Here is a 19,104-nt window from a genome sequence, read left to right on the forward strand (position 1 = left end):
GTTTACAGCTATCAACAGATCGCCAGGGAATTTGGAGTTCATTTCACCACGGTGGGACGGATCGTGCGTGAGTCGATGAGACCGGACAGGCGGAACTGATCGGTGAAAATTGAATGTGCTACGATGCTAGACCTGACCCCAAACGGCAAACGGCGGCATTCTCGCCGTTCTCCGGGGCGCGGCGATCAGCTACCACCGGCTGTGAGGTCGTCGGCGGCGCGCCGGGGCCGTCCGGGGCGCGCTTCGGGGAGCGATTCGCCGTGATCTTTTCTCGGTCGGCGCGGATCAAAAGACCCGCGCCGACGTTAAGGCATCCCCCGCTGGAAGGGCGATTGAGAAGCGGCTCGGCCAGCTTCGCGAAATTATGTTCCGTCGCGGAACGGTGGCCTCCGAAAGGAGTGTGAGAAAGCGGGGTTCGACAGCGGAGCTGGCCGAGGGTGGGCCAAACGAGTAGTGTCTCGGTTTGCCTGCACACCGAAATGCTTTGCCTCTTGTCAGCGCCTGAAAACCAAATATCGTGCCATGGGCGGCCGGCTCGAATTCTAACGGGGATTCCGCGCCTGGAAGCGTGAGACGGAAACGGCCGGCGGCGGAAATGTAGGGAAAAGCCTGACACCCCGGGCGGGCATGGAAGTTAAAAGGGGACAGCACGTCCGGCCGCGCGATGTCTTATCTCGCTCCGTAGAGGCGGTCGATGAAGCCGCTTCGGTCGAGCTGGGCGAGCGGGCCGGGCTCTATGAAATCTGCCGGCTTGTAGCCGGCGAACTTGGGATCGCCTTCGGCCAGGTGCTGAATCACGGCCTGGACCGCGCTTTCCACAGGGTACGGCCTGGACGGCATCTCGGCGCCGTAAGCCCACGATTCTTCGAGCGCCTCGCGATCGGCCGTGCCGAGAAATTTCGCGAGGATCTTGAGCGTGTCCTCGCGCCGCGTTTTGAAAAAGTGAATTCCTCGAACCATGGCGCGCATCGCCCGCAGGGTTAGGTTCGGAAAGCTTTTCATTGCGGAACGGCGCGCCGCGAAGGTCGACCCCTGGTACTCGATCTTGAGCTCCGAAAGGTTGACGAGGAAGTTCATCCCGGCCTTGCGGGCGAAGAGCGTTGCGGGAGGGGAGACCATCGTCGCCGCGACCTTGCGCGCCTCGAGCGCGATCCACATCGCTTCGTTGCTGCCGAGATAGAGAAACTTCACGTCCCTGTCGGGGCTCAGCCCGAGGTGCTGGAGCGCCGCGCGCGCGTTTTTCTCGTAGGCATCCCCCGGCCGCTGCAGTCCGATCACCGCGCCGGCGAGGTCCTTTGCGCTGCGGATCTCGGGCCGGCTCACCAGCGTCATCGAGGCATAGCGGGTCAGGCCGGCGAGCATGGCGACGTCCCGGTTGCGGACCGAAACCGGAATGAGAAGGTAGGCGGACATGGTGGCGAAATCGGTGTCCCCGGAGATCAGCGCCATCGGCGAGACGGCGCCGGCCGTGCGCACCACCTCGACCTGCAGCCCCTCCTCGCGGAACAGACCCGCCTCGCTGGCCAGAAAGGGAATGGAGTGCGTCACCGCGCGCGCCGCGTAGCCGATGCGGATGCGCTCCTTTTCGGGCCTGCCCTGAGCGGCGAGCGGGGCGGCGGCCGACCACGCGAGCAGGAGGGAGAAAAGAAAGAGAGAGACCGTCGCAAGGCGCGCTTCAGGGACCCCGGCCATGCGACGGTATCTACGCCAGATCGGGCACCGCCGCAAGCGCTCTGCTTGACTCATGGCGCGGCTCTCTTTATGCTGCGCTGGATTTTCAGGAATTCGCGATCACGCCGAAGCGGGAGGGGTTTATGGGCGGAAGCACTTCCTCACGTCGCGGGCTTCTGGCGCTCCTGTTGTCGGTCCTCGGTCTGCTGCCGCCGGGCGCCGGAGCGCAGGAAAAGATCAAGGTGGCGTACAGCTCGACCGATACGCTCAACTCGGTCTGGACGATCGCCGCCGACGCCGGTTTCTACAAGAAGCAGGGGCTGGACGTCGATCTCGTCTACATCGGCAGCACCACCGTCGGCATCCAGGCGATCGTCGCCCAGGACATCCAGGTCGGCAACGCGGCGGGCAGCGGCGTCGCCAACGCGGCGGTGCGCGGCGCCGACACGGTGAGCACGGGCTGCCTGATCAACGTTCTCGCCTACGAGCTGGTCGTCCTCGACAGCGTCAGGAAGCCGGAGGACCTCAGGGGAAAATCGATCGGGATCAGCCGTTTCGGCAGCGTCTCCGACGTCGCCGCGCGCGAGCTGCTCAGGGGGCTGGGGCTGCGACCGATGGAGGAGGTCAAGATCATTCAGGTCGGAGGGGCATCGGAGCGGGCGGCCGGCTTCAGCCGCGGCGTGATCGCGGGCTTCCCCTCGCCGCCGGGCAACGTCCACCTGATCCCGGGCGGGCTGCCGCACCGCATCATCGCGAACATGTCCGATCTGGAAAAGCCCTACCCGTTCCCGTTCATCTGCGCGGTCACCACCAAGAGCTATCTCGCCAAGAACCGCCCGGTGGTGAAGCGGGTGCTGATGGCGCTGATCGAGGCGGCCCATTACTTCAAGACCAACAAGGAAGGCGCACAGCGGATCGTCGCCAGGCATCTCCGCGGCGCCAACAAGGCGTACCTGGACAGCTCCTATGGGTCGACGGCGAAGATCCTCGAGCGCGTCCCCTACACCACGCGCGAGGGAATGAAGATTCAGCTCGACGAGGCGCTCAAGCAGAACCCGACGAGCAAGGTCACGGTCGACAGCCTGATCGACGACAGCATCGTGCGCGAGCTCGAAAAAGAAGGCTTCATCGAGAAGGTCTACGGCAGGAGATAGTCTCCGGGTTTCCGGTTTCCCGAGGGTTCCCGACGTCTTGTGCTCGCCTTGAACCGGGAACCGGAAACTAATCGATATCCCATCCGCCGCCGAGAGCCTTGTAGAGGGCGACGAGGTTCGAGGCCATCGCCGCCCGGCTCTGCGCGAGGTCGTTCTCGGCGGCGTAGAGCGAGCGCTGGGCATCGAGCACGTTGAGGAAGTCGTTGAGCCCTCGCAGATAAAGCTCGTTGGCCATCTCGACCGCCCTGCGGTTCGCCGCGACCGCCGCGAGCAGCGAGCGGTGGCGCGCCTGCTCCCTGGCGTAGCTCACCAGCGCGTTTTCCACCTCCTCCAGGGCGGTCAGGATCGTCTTCTCGTACTGCCGCAGCGCCTGCTCCTGCTGTGCGTTTCGCACCTCGATGTTGGCGCGGATCCGGCCGGCGTCGAAGACGGGCCAGCGCAGCGTCGGTCCGATCGACCAGAAGCGGCTCGGCGCGCTCCACCAGTCGCTCGCCGAGACGCTCTGCAGACCGAAGGCGCCCGTCAGCGAGAACCGGGGAAAGAGATCGGCCGTCGCGGCGCCGACCTGCGCGGTCGCGGCGGCGAGCCGCCGCTCGGCGCCGCGGATGTCCGGCCGCCGCCGCAGCAGCTCGGACGGCAGGCCGACCAGCGCCTCGGGCGGGAGCGTCGGGGTCGGCGCTTCCTTCGACAGCTCGCTCCACAAGGCGCCGGGCTCCGAGCCGAGCAGCACATCGAGGCGGTGCGCGGCCTGCTTGATCGCCGCTTCCAGAACCGGGATCTGCGCCGCGGTGGTGTTGACCTGAGACTCCGCCCTGGCGACGTCCAGATCGCTCGCGAGACCTGCGGTGAAGCGTACCCGCGTGAGCTCTAGGGTATCCTGCTGAGCCTTGAAGTTCGCGCGCGTGACCGCGAGCCGCTGCTGAAAGCCGCGCAGGTCGACGTAGCTCCTGGCGACCTCGCCGAGAAGCGTCACGAGAGCGTTCCGGCGGTCTTCGACCGTGGCTTCGATCAAGGCGTCGGCCGCCTCGACGCTGCGACGCACGCGGCCGAAGAAATCGATCTCCCAGCTCGCGTCGAAGCCGGTCCGGAAGAGATCCTGCTCGACCCCGAGGCTCTGGGACGGCTGCGTTGCGTTTCCCTGGGATCGGGATACGGAGCCGTGCTCGCTGGAGCGGCTGCGAGTGTACGAGCCCGAGACGTCGACTCCCGGCCAGGCGCCGGCGGCGGTGGCCGCGCGCGTCGCGCGCGCTTCGCGGATGCGGGCTTCGGCCAGGCGGAGGTCCGGATTGGAGCGCACGGCGCGCTCGACCAGGGAGTCGAGCACGGGATCCTTGAAGGCGGTCCACCAGCGGGCGAGGTCGGCGCTCTCCATGGAGATTCCAGGCTCGCTCGCGTTGCCCCAGCGGGCGGGCAACGGCGTCTCCGGGCGGCGGTAGTCCGGTCCGACCGCGCAACCGGCGAGCGCGAGAGCGCCCGCCATCCAGGCGACGGCAAAGCGGCGAACGGCAAAGCGACGATAGCTCATGGCTTTCTTCTCCGTGTCAAACCAGACGGTGGCGGAACATCCAGGCAGCGAACGGCAGCGTCACGGCGGCGATCAGCGCGAGCGGCCAGAGCTGCGGTCCGAGGAGTGCCAGGCCGGCTCCTTCGAGGTAGACGCGGTGCGCGATCTCGATCGCGTACCGCAGCGGGTTGACGTAGGTCATCTTCTGGAGAAACTCCGGCATGCTCTCGATCGGAGTGGCGAGGCCCGAGAGGAGCGAGAACGGCATCAGCAGGACGAACGAGTAGAGCATCGCCTGCTGCATCGTCGCGGCGACCGCGGACAGCAGCAGGCCCATTCCGATCGCCGCGAGCAGGAAAAAGGCCAGGCCGACGTAGAGCACCCAGAACGAGCCGGCGAAGGGAATCCGGAACCACAGCTGGGCCACGAGCAGGATCAGCGTCGCCTGGGCGATGCCGACGAGCATCGACGGGATGGTCTTGCCCGCCATGATCTCCAGCGGCCTGAACGGCGTCACCAGCAGCTGGTCGAAGGTGCCCTGCTCGCGCTCGCGGGCGACCGACATGGCGGTGAGGAGCAGCGTCTGGAGCAGCGTGAGCGTGCCGATGAGCGCCGGCACCATGTGCCAGCGGGTCTCGAGATTGGGGTTGTACCAGGCGCGCAGTTCGACCCGGACCGCGCCCCCCGGGTCGCCTCGCTGCGCGCGCCACTCCGCGTTGAACGCCTCCGCCGCCGCGCCGACGTAACCGATCGCGGTGGCGGCGGTGTTGGAGTTGCGGCCGTCGGCGATCACCTGGACGTCGGCGGGAAGGCCCGAGGCCAGGCGGCGCTCGAAGTCTTCGCCGATCTGCACCACGAGCAGGGCGCGGCCGCGGTCGACGACCGCCCGGATCTCGTCCGCGCGCTCGAGGTTTGCGACTCGTCGGAAGACTCGGGAGCCGTCGAGACGCGCGAGCAGCCGCTGGGAGGCAGCGCTGCGGTCGCGATCGAGCACCGCGTAGGGCACGTCGGTGAGGTCGTACGTCGCGGCGTAGCCGAAGAGCAAGGACTGCACGATCGGCGGCGCGAAGAGCATGAAGCGGCTGCGCGGATCCTTGAGGGTCGCCAGCAGCTCCTTGAGCACGAGCGCCCGGATTCTGAAGATCGCATCGAGCATCGTTGTCCCTCAAGCGAGCGTTTTGCGCGTCGCGCGGCGGGCCAGGGCCAGGAGCAGAAGGGCCATCCCCGCCAGCACGAGCGCGTTGGGCACGATCACCTCCCGGACGTCGCCGGCGAGGAAGATCGTCTGCAGCAGGGCGACGTAGTAGCGCGCGGGCAGCAGATAGGAGATCGCCCGGACCGCGGCCGGCATGCTGCGCAGATCGAACAGGAAGCCGGAGAGCATCAGCGCCGGGAGAAAAGTGACGAGCAGGGTGATCTGGCTCGCCACGAACTGGCTCTTCACCGCCGAGGAGATCAACAGGCCGATCCCGAGCGCGACGAGGAGGTAGAGGGCCGAGGCGGCCGCAAGCAAGCCGATCGATCCGCGCAGCGGCACCCCGAAGAGGAACCTCGCCGCGAGCACGCAGAGCGCCAGCCCGGCGATGCCGAGCAGGAAATAGGGGACGGTCTTCCCGAGCAGGATCTCCCCGGCGCGAACCGGGGTGACGAAGAGCGCCTCGAACGTGCCCCGTTCCCACTCACGCGCCACCACCAGGGCCGTGAGCATGGCGCCGATCAGCGTCATCACCAGGACGATCAGGCCCGGCACCAGAAAGTATCGGCTCTCGTGTGCCTCGTTGAACCACAGGCGGCTCTGGACGGCCACCGGACCGGCACGGACCTCGGGCCGCTCCGTGGTCGCCGCCCATCCGGCGACGGCCCCCTGGGCGTAGCCCTGGATGATGCGGGCGCGGTTGGCGTCGATGCCGTGCACCAGCACCTGAACCGCGGGGTCTCCTATCACGAGCCGGCGGGAGAAGTCGGGCCGCAGCCGCACGATCGCGTCGATCTCGCGCCGTTGCATCAGATCGCGCGCCTGGCGCATCGACGCGAGCAGTCGCGCGTCGAAATACTCCGAGAGCTGGAAGCGGGCCGCCAGCTCCCGCGCGGTCGGGGAGGGATCCTCCAGAACGACGGCGACCGGCACCTCGCGGACGTCGAGCGAGAGGCCGTAGCCGAACAACAGGATGAGCAGGACCGGCAGCACGATCCCCATGGCGATGCTGCTGGGGTCGCGCACCATCTGCCGCAGCTCCTTTGCGGTCAACGCTCCGAGGCGCCGGAGCTTCGCCGGCGCTCCGGCTCGATCCGGCGGCGCTGCCGTCACGGCTGCCCTCCGGCGGTGGCCTGCTGCGTCTCGCGCGCGTCCTCGACGATCGCGATGAAAGCGTCCTCGATCGTCGGGAGACGGCCGGGAGCGGGCCGGCCTCGCTCGCGGATCTCCGCGGGGCCGCCCTGAGCGAGCACGCGCCCGGCGTCCATGACGACGACGCGGTCGCAGTACTCCGCCTCTTCCATGAAATGCGTCGTGACGACGACGGTGACGCCGCGTTCGGCGAGCGCTGTGATCCGCCGCCAGAATTCGCGCCGCGCCAGCGGATCGACGCCGCTCGTGGGCTCGTCGAGAAACAGGATCTCGGGCTCGTGCAGCAACGCCGCGGCCATCGCCAGCCTTTGTTTGTATCCGCCCGGCAAGCGCTCGGCCGCGAGCCGGCGGAAGGGCGCGAGGTCGAACTCCTCGAACGCCCACTCGATGCGCTCGCGCCGCCGCGGCCCGCGCAGCCCGTAGGCGCCGGCGAAAAACTCGAGATTTTCCAGAACCGTCAGCTGGCCATAGAGCGAAAAGCGTTGCGCGACGTAGCCGATGCGCTGGCGCGCGGAGGCGCGAGCGCGGCGCAGGTCGACTCCGGCGACGCGCAGGGTGCCGCCGCTCGCCGGCAAAAGGCCGCAAAGCATCCGGAACGTCGTGGTCTTGCCCGCGCCGTTCGGACCGAGCAGCCCGAAGATCTCGCCGCGCCGGACTTCGAAAGAGATACGGTCGACGGCCGTAAAACTCCCGAACCGCCGCACCAGATCGCGCACCTCCACGACCGCTTCCGTGGATGCCGGCTCCGAGGACGGCAGGGCGGGGGGAGCGGAAGGGATTTCGACCGTTTCTGTTTCTCCAGCCCCGTCCCGGCCGCCGCGTCGCCCGGGTTCCTTCAGCAGCACCATGAAGCCGTCCTCGAAGCGCGGCGGCGCGGGCAGCGCGTCCCGGACGCCGCCGGCGTCCTTCGCCACGAAGCGCACCCGTCCGCTTTCGGGCACCGCATCGGTGATGTTCGGGTGATCGAGCAGGCGCGCCTGAAGGCTGCGGGCGGTTTGACCCGGGGACGGCGAGACGAGAAACGTGCGGCCTCGGGCGAGCGACGTGACGGCCTGCGGCGGACCTTCCGCGAGCACCCGTCCCCGGTAGAGGACGACGACGTGACTGCATCTCTCGGCTTCGTCCAGATAAGAGGTGCTGAGGAGCACGGTCAGTCCCTCTTTGCCCACCAGGTCGAGAATGATTTCCCACAGCTCGCGGCGCGACAGGGGATCGACTCCGGCGGTCGGCTCGTCGAGAAGCAGCAGCTCGGGGGAACGGACCAGGGCGCAGGCGAGCCCCAACTTCTGTTTCATGCCTCCCGAGAGGCGTCCGGCGAGGCGGCCGGTGAAGGGACCGAGCGCGGTCATCGTCATGAGGCGAGGATAACGCCTGCGCCGCTCTTCCGCCGAGACGCCGTGCAGGTCCGCGTAGAGATCCAGGTTTTCCTGAACGGTCAGGTCCTCGTACAGGCCGAACCGCTGGGGCATGTAGCCGATGCGGTCCTGGACGGCCTGGGGATGCGCGGAGACATCGAGCCCGAGAACCTCGAGGCGGCCCGAGTCCGGCGACATCAGCCCCGCCGCCAGCCGCATGAGCGTCGTCTTGCCCGACGCGTCGGGTCCCACGAGAGCGGCGAGCGTCCCCGCGGTAACGGTCAGGGAAACGTCTTCGAGCGCGTGCACCGTCTCGCCCGTGTCGCGGCGGAACGACTTGTGCAGGTTTCTACCCAGCAGGACGGGTCCAGGTTCGGCTTTCATCGTGATTGCGGGTTTTCGGGCACGCGGCTTTTCTCCGGGCGGGCCTCGCCAGCCGGGAGCGACAACCGCACCGTGGCCGGCATGCCGAGGCGCAGCTCGTCTTTCGGGTCTTTCACGAAAACGCGGACCTCGTAGACCAGGCTCGGCCGCAGCTCCTCGGTCTGGACCGTCTTGGGAGTGAACTCGGCGACCGGAGAGATAAATCCCACCCAGCCGGAAAATCGGCGGCCGGGAAACGCGTCGACCGTGACCGCGGCGGTCATTCCCGGCCGCAGCTTTCCCAGATCGGGCTCGGGGACGTAGGCCCGGACCCATTTGGGGTCGGTGATCGCGAGCGAGAAGACGGGTCGCTGCGGCGAGGCCATCTCGCCGGCCTCCATGATGCGCGTGCGCACCACGGCGTCGGCCGGCGCGAGGAGCTGGGCGTCGCGGTACTGCTGGCGCAGCAGCGCGAGCTGCGCTTCGAGCGCCTTCAGCCGCGCTTCGTTTTCCGCGATCTCCTCTTCGCGCGGGCCGGCGATCGCGAGATCGAGGGCCTTCTGGTTCACCGCGAGGCGGGCCTCGGCGATTTCCACGTTGGCGCGCGCGCTGTCGAGGTCCTGTTGGCGGATTGCGCGCCCGCCCGAAGCCTCCGCCGCCGCCTTCAGCCGCTCATGCTGGCGCCGGGCGTTCTCCAGGTCGGCCTTCGCCGACTCCACGTTGGCCCGGGCCTGGGCGATCTCCTCCGGCCGGCTGCCCGCGCGCAGCCGCCGGACGACCTGGCGTTGGGCCGCCGCCTGGGCCTCCGCCTGGGCGACCTGAGGCCCGAGGCGCGAGATGTCGAGGCGGGCGAGCACCTGGCCCTTGCGCACCCGGTCGCCTTCCTGCGCGAGGACCTCCGCGATCCGCTCACTGTTGTTGAACGAGAGCTGGACCTGCCGGAGATCGATGTTGCCGTAGAGCACAAACTCCCGCGGTTCGGGCGACGGACGGGTGAGCCACCACCCGGCCGCGGCCGCGCCGAGCAGCAACACCACCGCCGCGATCAACAACCTGCGCATGGCTCGCCTGACGTCGTTCAGCTGGCTTTCGGGCCGGCGGGTCCCGGTCCGAAGCCGGCCCTTTCTCGCTTCCTCAGCGCTCCTCCGCCGCGGGCGCCGGGATCGCGCGCTGCGAGCGGAAGAAGCGGGTTCGGTCGAGCACTTTTTCCTGAAACCACTCCAGATAGAGGTAAATCACCGGAGTGACGAAGAGCGTGATCAGCTGCGAGACGCCCAGCCCGGCGACGATCACCAGTCCCAGCGGACGGCGCGACGCGCCGTCCGTGCCGAAGCCGAGGGCGATCGGGACCGCGCCCATCACGGCCGCCATCGTGGTCATCAGGATCGGGCGGAACCGATCGAGGCAGGCGTCGTGGATCGCCTTGTCCGCGGGCTCGCCAGCGGCCACCCGGTGAAGCGCGAAGTCGACGATCATGATCCCGTTCTTCTTCACGATCCCCATCAGCATGAACATTCCGACGAAGGCGTAGAGGGAGGCCTGCTCGCCGAAAAGGTGGAGCGCGAGCAAGCCGCCGACCAGCGCGGTCGGCAGCGTCGAGAGCACGGTAACCGGGTGGAGATAGCTCTCGTAGAGAATCGCCAGGATCACGTACATGACGAAGACCGCCAGCAGCATCAGGATGGTGAGGTCGCGCACCGTCCGGCGAAACGTGAGCGCCTCCCCCTGGAGGCCGGCGCGCACGGTGGGCGGCACGATTTCCTCGGCGGCGCGGGTGATGAAATCGACGGCGTCGCCGATCGCTTCTCCGGCCTTGAGATTGAAGAACAGCGTGACGCTCGTGAACTGGTTCAGATGGTTCACCGCCTGCGGGCCGAGCGAGACCTTCCAGCTCGCCACGGCGCTGAGCGGCACCAGCCGCCTGCCGTCGTCCGACTTGACGTAGAGACGCGAGAGATCGGCGGGCTCGGAGCGGAGCTCGTCCTCGACCTCGAGGATGACCTTGTACTGGTCCTCGGGCTGCTTGATCAGATAAAGGTAGTTCTGCGAGTAGGCGTTGCGCAGAAGCCCGAGGATACGCGACTCCGAGACGCCGTAGATGCGCGCCTGCTCGCGCGAGAGCTCGATGTCGAGGTTGGGCGTATTGCTGAAGTGATCCGAGGAGAGCGTGGAGAACCCCGGGTACGAGCGCAGCCGCTCCATCAACCTGTCCGCGACGTCGTAAACCTGCCGCGGGTCGATGCCCGAGAGCGAAAAGGCGTACTGACCCTGATTCCGGCTGGTCGCCCCGGTGTTGATCTCGAGCACCGGGAAGGGGCGGAGAAAGGGCATCACGCCCGGGATCGCGCCCAGCCGCTCCATCAAACGGCCCGTGACCTCGTCGATCGGCGGGCGCTCTTCGGGAGGACGGAGAAACGCCAGCAGCAGACCCTGGTTGGCGGAGAGAAAGGCGGAGTTCCCGGTCATCGTGAGCGTGGCGAGCACGCTTGGGTCGTCGCGCAGGACACGGTCGGCTCGATCCTGGAGCTGGCGCATCTGTTGCGGCGACGAGCCCTCGCGGCCGATCATGACGCCCCAGACGAAGCTGCTGTCCCCGGGAGGCAGGAACGCCTTGGGGATCGCGACGAAGAGCACGATGGGTCCCGCCATACAGACGAGCCAGGTGACCGCCGAAACCGACCGGAAGCGGAGAAACCACCAGAGCATCCGGCTGTAGAGCGCGAGCACCCTCTTTTCCCAGCCGCCGACGACCCGCTCCATCCAGGTTTTCCGCGAGCCTTCGCCCCGGTTGCGGAGCAGGCGCGCGCACATCAGCGGCGTGAGCGTCAGGGAGACCAGCCCCGAGGCCATGATCGCGACCACGATGGTGATCGCGAACTCGCGGAAGATCCGGCCCACCAGACCCGGCATGAAGACCAGGGGGATGAAGACCGCCGCGAGCGAAACCGTCATCGAGACGATCGTGAAGCTGATCTCGCGAGCGCTGTTCAGCGCCGCCTCCATCGCCGGCTCGCCGCGCTCCATGCGCCGCACGGTGTTTTCGAGGAAGACGATCGCGTCGTCGACGAGAAACCCGATCGCCAGCGTGAGCGCCATCAACGACAGGTTGTCGAGGCTGTAGCCGAGCAGGTCCATGGCGATGAAGGTCAGCAGCAGGGAGAGCGGCAGCGCCACCGTCGGGATCAGCGTGTCGCTGGCGCGCCCGAGGAAGACGAAAATGACGCCGACCACCAGGACGAAGGCGATCGCGAGCGTGATCTGCACGTCGAGGAGGGAGTGAATGATGGTCCGGGAGCGATCATAGATGGGGGTGATGCGCACGGAGGCCGGAAGCTCGGCGCTGATCACCGGCAGGAGCTCGCGCACCGCCCGGGCGACCTCGACGGCGTTGGCTCCGGCCTGACGGCTCACGGCGACGACGACCGTGGCCGAGGGCTCGGGATAGCCGCGCACCCAGAAGCGCATCTTGATGCGCTCGTCCTCGATGGAGTCCTCGACCTCGGCCACGTCCCGGAGGAAGACCGGCGCGCCGTTACGGGTGCCGACGATCAGGTCGCGGTACTCGGCGGCGGTCTTGAGCTGTCCCTGCGGCCGCAGCAGCAGAGTGCCGGTGGCGCCGTCGAGCTGGCCGGCGCCGACCGTGCTCGTGCCTCTTTGAATCGCCTCCGCGAGATCGTCGATCGACATACCGTGCGCCCACATGGCGGCGGGATCGGCCTTGATCCGGACCGCCGACTTGGCGCCGAAGACGCTCACGCGGCTCACGCCCGGCACCAGGCTGACGCGCTGCCCCACCTGCGTGCTCGCGTAATCGTAGAGCTGCCCCGGGGTGACCGAGTCGCTCGTGAGTGCGATGTACATGATCGGCTGGTCGTTCGGGTTGGTCTTGGAAAAGGTCGGCGGCGACGGCAGATCCGCCGGGAGGTTCCCGGTCGCCTGGGAGATCGCCGTTTGCACGTCGGTGGCGGCCGCGTCGATGCTCTTGTCCAGGGCGAACTGAAGCGTCAGGCTCGTGTGGCCCTGGGTGCTCCTGGAGAGCACCAGCTCGAGGCCGTTGATCTGCATGAACTGGCGCTCGAGCGGCGTGGCGATGTTGTTGGCGACGGTTTCCGGGCTCGCGCCAGGGTAGCTCGCCTGGACCTGGATGACCGGATAGTCCACCGCGGGGAGGTCGTTCACCGGAAGACGCCAGTAGCTGATCGCGCCGAAGAGAACGACCGAGACGGTGAGCACCGTCGTCATCACCGGTCGGCGTATGAACGGCTCGGAGAAGTTCACGGCAAACCTTTGTCCCTGTAGTAGCCGATCGATCGCTGTTCCTGCACGCGCACCTTCCCGCCGGGCGTGACGCCGATCTGCCCTTGCACGACCACGCGCTCCCCGGCCTTCACGCCGCGCTCGACGACCACCAGATTTCCCTGGCGCTGGCCGAGGACGAGCGGCCGCAGCTCCGCGCTCGAATCCTCTTTGACCACGTAGGCGAACGGCCCCTTGGCCGAAACCTGGGGCGCGTCCGCCGGGATCAGGACCGCGTGTTCGAGCGTTCTGAGAATCAGGCGGACGTTGACGAAGCGGCCCGGCCAGAAGCGGCGGTCCCGGTTGTCGAGGGTGGCGCGGAGCCGCACCGTGCCGGCGCCTTCCTGGACGGAGTTGTCGATGAAGGTGAGCTCGCCGGCGCGCGGACGCCCGGGCTCGTCGGGCAGCCGCACCTCGACCTTGAGGCTGCCGCGCGCCATGTTGCGCTGTACGGCGCTGAGATCCTTTTCGGTCACGGTGAAGTCGGCGTAGATCGGGTCGAGGCGCTGGATGACGAGCAGGGAGCCGCTGTTGGCCGAGACGACGTTGCCGAGGTCGACGAGCCGCTGCCCAGCGCGCCCGTTGATCGGCGAGCGGATCGTGCAGTACTCGAGGTTCAGGCGCGCGGTTTCGACGGCGGCCCGCTGCTGTTTGACCTGCGCTTCGGCCAGTTCAACCGCGTTCTTCTTGCCGTCGTAGTCCTGGCGCGAGATCGCCCGTGGATCGCTGACGCTCGCCACCCTGTCGAAGTTGACGCGCGCGAGGCTGAGAACGGCTTCGGCCTCCGCGAGGTTGGCCTCGGCGGCCTGGAGCTGGGCCTGGTACGGGCGGGGATCGATGGTGAAGAGCGGGTCCCCGGTCTTGACCTCGGCGCCGTCGGCGAAGTGGATCCTTACGATCCGCCCCGAAACCTGGGGCTGAATGGAAACGACCTCGCGCGCCACGGCTTTTCCGACCGCATCGATGTAGACAGGGACATCCTCGGCGACCGCCACGGCCACGGCGACCGGAGGAGGCGGCTTGTCCATCGTCTTTCCCTGAGAGTTGCCGTCGCACGCAGAGAGCTGCAGCGCCGTCAGGGAGCAGAGAGCGGCGAGGATGGCTCCGCGCGCAACGCCGCATCTCGGCTCTCCTCTCATCGGGGCACGTTTTGCGCCGTCAGGCGACCAGCCGTTGATTTGCCGCGGCGCGCGCCTGCTTGCGGGCTTTCTTGAGGGCGCGCGCCTGCCACCGCCGCAGCCCGCCGCGGATGTATTCCGGATCGAGGCCGAGCACCGCGCAGATCGAGACGAAGGAGAACACCCAGTCCCAGCGATCCTCGAAGAGCCACTGCTCGGCGTCCTCGAACAGACGTTTTTTCTTGGGCGACTCGGCCAGCAGGTTGTCCTGGAAACAGCGAATGCCGTCCTCCAGGACGGCCAAGATCAGCGATCTTTCGGGATCCAGCGGGGTGGTCCTGCGAAAGTTCTCGAAGAATTGCTCCGTGAGCAGCACGTCCGGCTGGAACGCGGAGCCTGCCCTTTCCTCACCGAGGCGAGCGCCGGAAACAGCGGTAACTTCCGTCTTTTTTCCCGATTTCATGATCTCTCCGTAACTATGTAGCCCGTCAGGCGGGCGAATCCGCCGCCAGCAGCGCGAGGGCTTTCGGATCGTAGTGGCGTGCGATCGCTTCCTCCTTCAACCCCGCGCCCAGCAGGGCAAACCGTACTGCCTGCTCTACCAGGAAGTCCCGCTCCGACCGGTAGTCGATCGCCGGAATCCGAGGATGGAGATAGAGCATCAGGCCGACGGCGATGTGGTGGATGAACCAGCCGCGCAGATCGGCGCGGGGAGTCGGATAGCGCACGTCGCCCGCTTCCGTCGCCGCGCGGAGGCACTCCTCGAACTTGCCGACCCAGGCGCCGGCATATTGCCGTATGGCGAGCCGGACGAACTCCGCATCCTCGAGGAGGCTGCGCAGCATCAGGCGGTGTGCGATCGCCTTGCTCGGATCCTCGGCGCAGCCGCGAACGAAATAGGTGATGATGAATTGCACGAGCACGACCAGCGTCGAGGTCGAGGGCTCCAGGGCCATGATGCGCTTGAACTCATCCAGGCCCGGCCCCTTGGCGCAGGCGTCCAACATGGCGCCATAAAGCGATTCCTTGCTGGGAAAATGCTTGTAGAGAAGGGCTTCGGAGACACCCGCGGCGTGCGCCAGCTCGCGTGTGGTGGTGCCGTGAAACCCCTTCTCAGCGAAGACGCTCCGCACCGCATCCACGATCGCGTGGCGGCGCTCCTCGGAACTGAGCCGCGAGCTGTTTTTCATAGGCTGGTAAGTTAGCATTCACTAACCATATCGTCAAGGAACCACCCGTGGGATAGGCGCGGAGCAATTCGCCTCTACTGAAACAGCAGGCCGGGAGGCCACCGGCTTTCCAGCAGGTACTCGAAGAGACCCCAGATCAGGAGGTAAGTGCAGCCGGCCATCAATAGACAGGTAATCCAGTTTTCTCTGCCTTCCACCAGCGTGTAAAAGAAGACCAGGGCGGGAAGCGCGATCACGATACCGAGCAGCCATATGCCCAGCGCTCCGCCGATGAACCAGGAAAAAAAGACCAGCGTCCGGCGCAGCTCGACGGACCGTTCGACCGTGACGTTGTGGGTTTCGTCCATCTCCGGAGCGGTCGTTGCCGCGTCGCGCAGCCCCGGGTCGGTGGCGTCGTGAACGACCTGCACGAGCACGAGGATCAGCCCGGGTATGGCGGCGACATAGACCGGCATCAGCTTCGCGATATAGGGCCAGTCCCAACCGAGAAAGGCGGCCGCGAGAAAAACGGCGAGGAAGAAAAAGGTAAAATCAACCTTCACTGAGGCCTCCCGCAGGAACGGCGACGGCGCCACGGGGCACACGCCGCTTCAGCCTTCCCCGCAGCGTCACCGCGAAGGAGACGCCGGAGAGAATCAGCAGGACGATCACGCCGGGGCGCAGCAGCCAGGTAAAGCCATAGCTCGCCATCGAGCGGTAAAGATAAGTTTCCATCAGGCCGCCCAGGACCAGTCCGAGGATCATCGCCGGCCTCGGATAGCCAAAGCGCCTCATGAAGTACCCGAGCAGGCCGAAAACGACGACCACCAGGAGATCGACGGGATCGCGGTTCACGCTGAAAGCCCCCATCAACACGAAGATGAAGATGATCGGTACCATGAGCGTGTAGCGGACCTGCGCCAGTCGGGCGAGCTGCGCCGCAAGGATGAAGCCGATCGAGGTGCCGATCAGCCCGGAAATTCCCTGGATCCAGACCACGCTGTAGATCACATCGGGGTTCTTCTTGACCATCTCCGGTCCCGGCAGATAACCCCACGCCAGCAACGCGACGATGAAGAGCGCGGTGACCACCCCCTGGGGGAAGCCGAGGAGCAGCGTGGTTACGAGGTCGCCCCCGTCCTTGGCGTCGTTGGCGCTCTCGGGAGCGATCACGCCCCGGACGTCTCCCTTGCCGAAGCTGTCCGGATCCTTGCTGCTCTGCGCCGCATGTCCGTAGGCCAGCCAGTCGACGACCTGCGAGCCGATCCCGGGGACAATTCCCACCCACACCCCGATGAAGCTGCAGCGCACCACCAGCCACCACTCGCGCAGCGTGTCCTTCACCCCGTCGAACAGCTTGCCCTTGAGCGGGGCCGGCTGCTGCTCGACGCCGAGCTTGGTGAGCGCGAGGTCCAGAGCGGACGGGATGCCGAACATGGCAAGCGCGATGATGCTGATCGGGATGCCGTCGAGCAGATACGGCTGGTCGAAGACGAAGCGCATCACGCCGCTTTGGGCCTGCTGCCCCACGGTGGCGATCAGGAGACCGAAAGCCGCGGCGATCAGGCCCTTCACCGGGCGACGGCCCGCCAGGACCGCCACCATGCTGAGACCCCACAGGACGACGACAAACAACTCGGGCGAGCCCATGAGATAGATCAGCGGCTTTGCCACCGGAATGGCGAGGGCGAGCGTGAGCGTGCCGATGAGACAACCCATTCCGCCGGCCATGAACGAAGCTCCGAGCGCTCGCCTCGCCTCGCCGCGTTTGCCCATCGGGTAGCCGTCGAGCACGGTCGCTTGAGAACCGGAGCCTCCGGGAATGCCGAACAGGATGGGAAGATAGGCCGCGCATATCGCGCTCACGGAGCTTGCGCCGATGAGCAGCCCGATTCCGGTCATCGGATCCCAACGGACCACGACGGGCAGCAGGATGGCGTAAACGAGCGGCATGCCGAGTCCTTGTGGCGCGACGGCGGTGAAGGTGCCGATGCTCACCCCGAGGAGCATGGCGAGAAAGACCTTGATATGAAGAATGTTCAGCAGACCCTTGAAGGCCGCGTCCACGAGCGACGTTTCCATGGCGGGTGGTGAGTGCCTCCGTTAGTTCTTTTCGCGTCGGCGCCGCCGCCCGGCACGAGCGTTATCCCTCCGGCCGGGGCGTGCCTGTCGAGCGACACGGCTCGCGATCGTTCTATGCACGAGCGATCACCTTTTAAGGTTCAGCGGTCGGGAGCAGGGACAGGTCGCGGAATCGCCATGGACCGCTCCCCTTTCGGCCGGCTGATTTGCGACCGCATTCAATAACGCGGCTGCCTCCTTGTCAAGGAGAGATCGCGCGCGAAGCTATTTGGCGAGTTCGTAACCGTGTAGATATCGTATCGTGGCGGCTCGTGGCCGAGCCCTTCCGACCGCTCCGCTTCGCGGCGGTCCAGCGTTCAGGACCAAGCTACGGAGTTCTTCAATGTGAAGACCACGAACCGGGAACCGGAAACCAGCCAGAAGCCGTCGTGAGCAAGATGAGAAGCTCCAGGCGGCAGCGCCCAGGAAAAAGTCGCGGAGCGGTCCGAGCGATGGAAAAGCCCGGCGCCGCCTGGCGCCGGGCGCAACGGACGAACGAAACGCGGCGGGTCAATACTCCTGCTGCTGGCGGAGGCGCTGAGTTTCCTGACGGTTGCGCTCGATGGTCCGCTGGTTCTGCTGAATCTGCTGCTGGTTGGAGTAGTACTGCTGTTGTTCCTGGCCTTGCATGTAGTCCCCGATGAGGGCTCCGGCTCCCAGACCAAGGCCGCCGCCGATGGCCGCTCCGGCACCCGGATGACCCACGGCCGCCCCGATGAGACCACCGGCGGCCGCGCCCCCGAGAGCTCCGATGCCGGCGCCTTTTTCCCGCGTGGTGAGGGGACCGCCAGAGCACCCCGCAGCCATGAGGGCCAGGATCAAGACGCCGATTCGGGCGCGAAGTCTTCCTTTAGTGAAAGTCATACAACCTCCAGTCCTTTGTATGGTCGAGGAAGCCAGAAACAGCAATGGCCGTGCCACAGGCGGCCGCGGGAAGTACCTGTTTTCTCAGGGTGGTTCTCCGGAGCCGGCGTCGGGCCCAGGTTCAAACCTACCAGCACCGGCCGAAAATGTACGGCGGTGCCCTGGCACGGATTTGTCCGGCCGAACGGGTGACAAAATTGTTCCATTTTGCCTGACTTGGGCCGTGACGCCGTCTACCTTAGAGGATTTCCCCGGTGCTTTTTGCGGGCATGGTTTGCGGGCACGGAAGTTGCTGACCTGAAAAGCAGGATGAAAACCGTTCTCGAGACAGGACTCTGTCTGGCGCTCTTCGGTTTTACAGCTCTTTCGCCGCTTGCCGCCCAGGAGACCGAGCAGCCCTTTTATGGAAGCTGGGTCGACTATCGGGACGGCCGTATCTCCGTCGCCTTCAACCAGACGCCGGTGGACGTCGCCGCAAGCGCGATTCGCGCCCGAACAGGCTTCGAGATCGTTCTTCCGCCGGCCGGAGAAACGAGGCTCGTCAATCTGCACCTGACCCGGACTCGTCTCGAACCGGCAGTCCGCTCGCTCATCTCCTCCGCCGGATTTCAGAACTACGCGGTCATCTACGACCAGCACGGGCGGCCGGGCCGCGCAGTCGTCCTCGGCCGGGCGCCGCAAAATCCCGCGCCGCAGCAGAGCGAAGCTTCGGTCGCGGAGCAGGGCGGCGAGCCATTGGGTCCGGAGGAAGCGAAGAAGCTCGCGCTCGAGATGGAACGGTGGCCCGAGCTCAAGCAGGAAGAGAGGGGCCGCATCGAGGACCGACTGAAGAGCCTGCCGCCGTCCCCCGAAAGGGAAAAGCTCGTCCAGCAGTACGCCCGCCAGGTCCTGGGCATCAAAGACTGACGCTCAAATAACAGTTCAAACGGTTCAAGCAGTTCAAACCGTCCAAGCCGTGCCGCGCGGAGCGCGCGGTTCCGAGGTTCAGGACTTCGAGGTAAAAGCACCGGGAACCGGGAGCCGGATAATTCGTAGTGAATTGCGCCGGCACCCGGCGGCGGGTTGACAGCGAAGCAAGAGCGACATACACACATTGACAGTTTCCCGGTTCCGGCTCCCGGTTCCAGCGAGAGGACCGGCGG

Annotated in this window: 15 protein-coding genes; 2 read left to right on the forward strand and 13 right to left on the reverse strand. The window is 66.6% G+C overall.

Annotation, left to right across the window (positions count from 1 at the left end; all coding sequences use genetic code 11):
* Positions 1-669: 669 nt before the first annotated feature.
* Positions 670-1,746, reverse strand: a complete 1,077-nt coding sequence (locus VNN77_02130; protein HXG50189.1) for an ABC transporter substrate-binding protein — start codon at positions 1,744-1,746, stop codon at positions 670-672.
* Positions 1,747-1,814: 68 nt separating this feature from the next.
* On the opposite strand from VNN77_02130, the gene VNN77_02135 reads away from it, so the two are divergent.
* Positions 1,815-2,825, forward strand: coding sequence for an ABC transporter substrate-binding protein (locus VNN77_02135; protein HXG50190.1), 1,011 nt, complete (start codon positions 1,815-1,817; stop codon positions 2,823-2,825).
* 67 nt (positions 2,826-2,892) lie between these two features.
* Here the strand turns inward: VNN77_02135 and VNN77_02140 are convergent, their stop codons facing one another.
* From VNN77_02140 to VNN77_02195, 12 genes are all read right to left on the reverse strand, one after another.
* Positions 2,893-4,350: an efflux transporter outer membrane subunit gene (locus tag VNN77_02140; protein ID HXG50191.1), complete on the reverse strand. Its 1,458-nt coding sequence runs from the start codon at positions 4,348-4,350 to the stop codon at positions 2,893-2,895.
* Positions 4,351-4,366: 16 nt separating this feature from the next.
* A complete protein-coding gene (locus tag VNN77_02145; GenBank protein HXG50192.1) occupies positions 4,367-5,485 on the reverse strand; it encodes an ABC transporter permease in 1,119 nt (372 codons plus the stop codon).
* 9 nt (positions 5,486-5,494) lie between these two features.
* Positions 5,495-6,553 carry an ABC transporter permease gene (locus VNN77_02150; GenBank protein ID HXG50193.1) on the reverse strand — a complete coding sequence of 353 codons (1,059 nt, stop codon included), beginning with the start codon at positions 6,551-6,553 and terminating at the stop codon, positions 5,495-5,497.
* 80 nt (positions 6,554-6,633) lie between these two features.
* Positions 6,634-8,415: an ATP-binding cassette domain-containing protein gene (locus VNN77_02155; GenBank protein HXG50194.1), complete on the reverse strand. Its 1,782-nt coding sequence runs from the start codon at positions 8,413-8,415 to the stop codon at positions 6,634-6,636.
* Positions 8,412-9,455, reverse strand: coding sequence for an efflux RND transporter periplasmic adaptor subunit (locus VNN77_02160; protein ID HXG50195.1), 1,044 nt, complete (start codon positions 9,453-9,455; stop codon positions 8,412-8,414). The genes VNN77_02155 and VNN77_02160 overlap by 4 nt, the downstream gene beginning before the upstream one ends.
* Positions 9,456-9,528: 73 nt before the next feature.
* Positions 9,529-12,672 carry an efflux RND transporter permease subunit gene (locus tag VNN77_02165; GenBank protein HXG50196.1) on the reverse strand — a complete coding sequence of 1,048 codons (3,144 nt, stop codon included), beginning with the start codon at positions 12,670-12,672 and terminating at the stop codon, positions 9,529-9,531.
* Positions 12,669-13,829 (reverse strand): efflux RND transporter periplasmic adaptor subunit, encoded by a 1,161-nt coding sequence (locus VNN77_02170; protein HXG50197.1) that lies wholly within the window; start codon positions 13,827-13,829, stop codon positions 12,669-12,671. The genes VNN77_02165 and VNN77_02170 overlap by 4 nt, the downstream gene beginning before the upstream one ends.
* 19 nt (positions 13,830-13,848) lie before the next feature.
* Complete coding sequence (locus VNN77_02175) at positions 13,849-14,271, reverse strand: hypothetical protein (GenBank protein ID HXG50198.1); 423 nt, start codon at positions 14,269-14,271, stop codon at positions 13,849-13,851.
* A 25-nt stretch (positions 14,272-14,296) separates the two neighbouring features.
* Entirely contained in the window at positions 14,297-15,016 is a 720-nt protein-coding gene (locus VNN77_02180) for a helix-turn-helix domain-containing protein (protein HXG50199.1), read from the reverse strand.
* 56 nt (positions 15,017-15,072) lie between these two features.
* On the reverse strand, positions 15,073-15,540 hold the full coding sequence (locus tag VNN77_02185) for a tripartite tricarboxylate transporter TctB family protein (GenBank protein ID HXG50200.1): 468 nt from the start codon (positions 15,538-15,540) through the stop codon (positions 15,073-15,075).
* On the reverse strand, positions 15,530-17,059 hold the full coding sequence (locus VNN77_02190; protein HXG50201.1) for a tripartite tricarboxylate transporter permease: 1,530 nt from the start codon (positions 17,057-17,059) through the stop codon (positions 15,530-15,532). The genes VNN77_02185 and VNN77_02190 overlap by 11 nt, the downstream gene beginning before the upstream one ends.
* A 549-nt stretch (positions 17,060-17,608) precedes the next feature.
* A complete protein-coding gene (locus VNN77_02195) occupies positions 17,609-17,962 on the reverse strand; it encodes a glycine zipper domain-containing protein (GenBank protein ID HXG50202.1) in 354 nt (117 codons plus the stop codon).
* Positions 17,963-18,271: 309 nt separating this feature from the next.
* On the opposite strand from VNN77_02195, the gene VNN77_02200 reads away from it, so the two are divergent.
* Entirely contained in the window at positions 18,272-18,868 is a 597-nt protein-coding gene (locus VNN77_02200) for a hypothetical protein (GenBank protein ID HXG50203.1), read from the forward strand.
* Positions 18,869-19,104: the final 236 nt, after the last annotated feature.

It is taken from the genome of Candidatus Zixiibacteriota bacterium (assembly GCA_035574315.1).
In the GTDB taxonomy this organism is placed as follows: domain Bacteria; phylum Desulfobacterota; class Binatia; order UBA9968; family UBA9968; genus DATLYW01.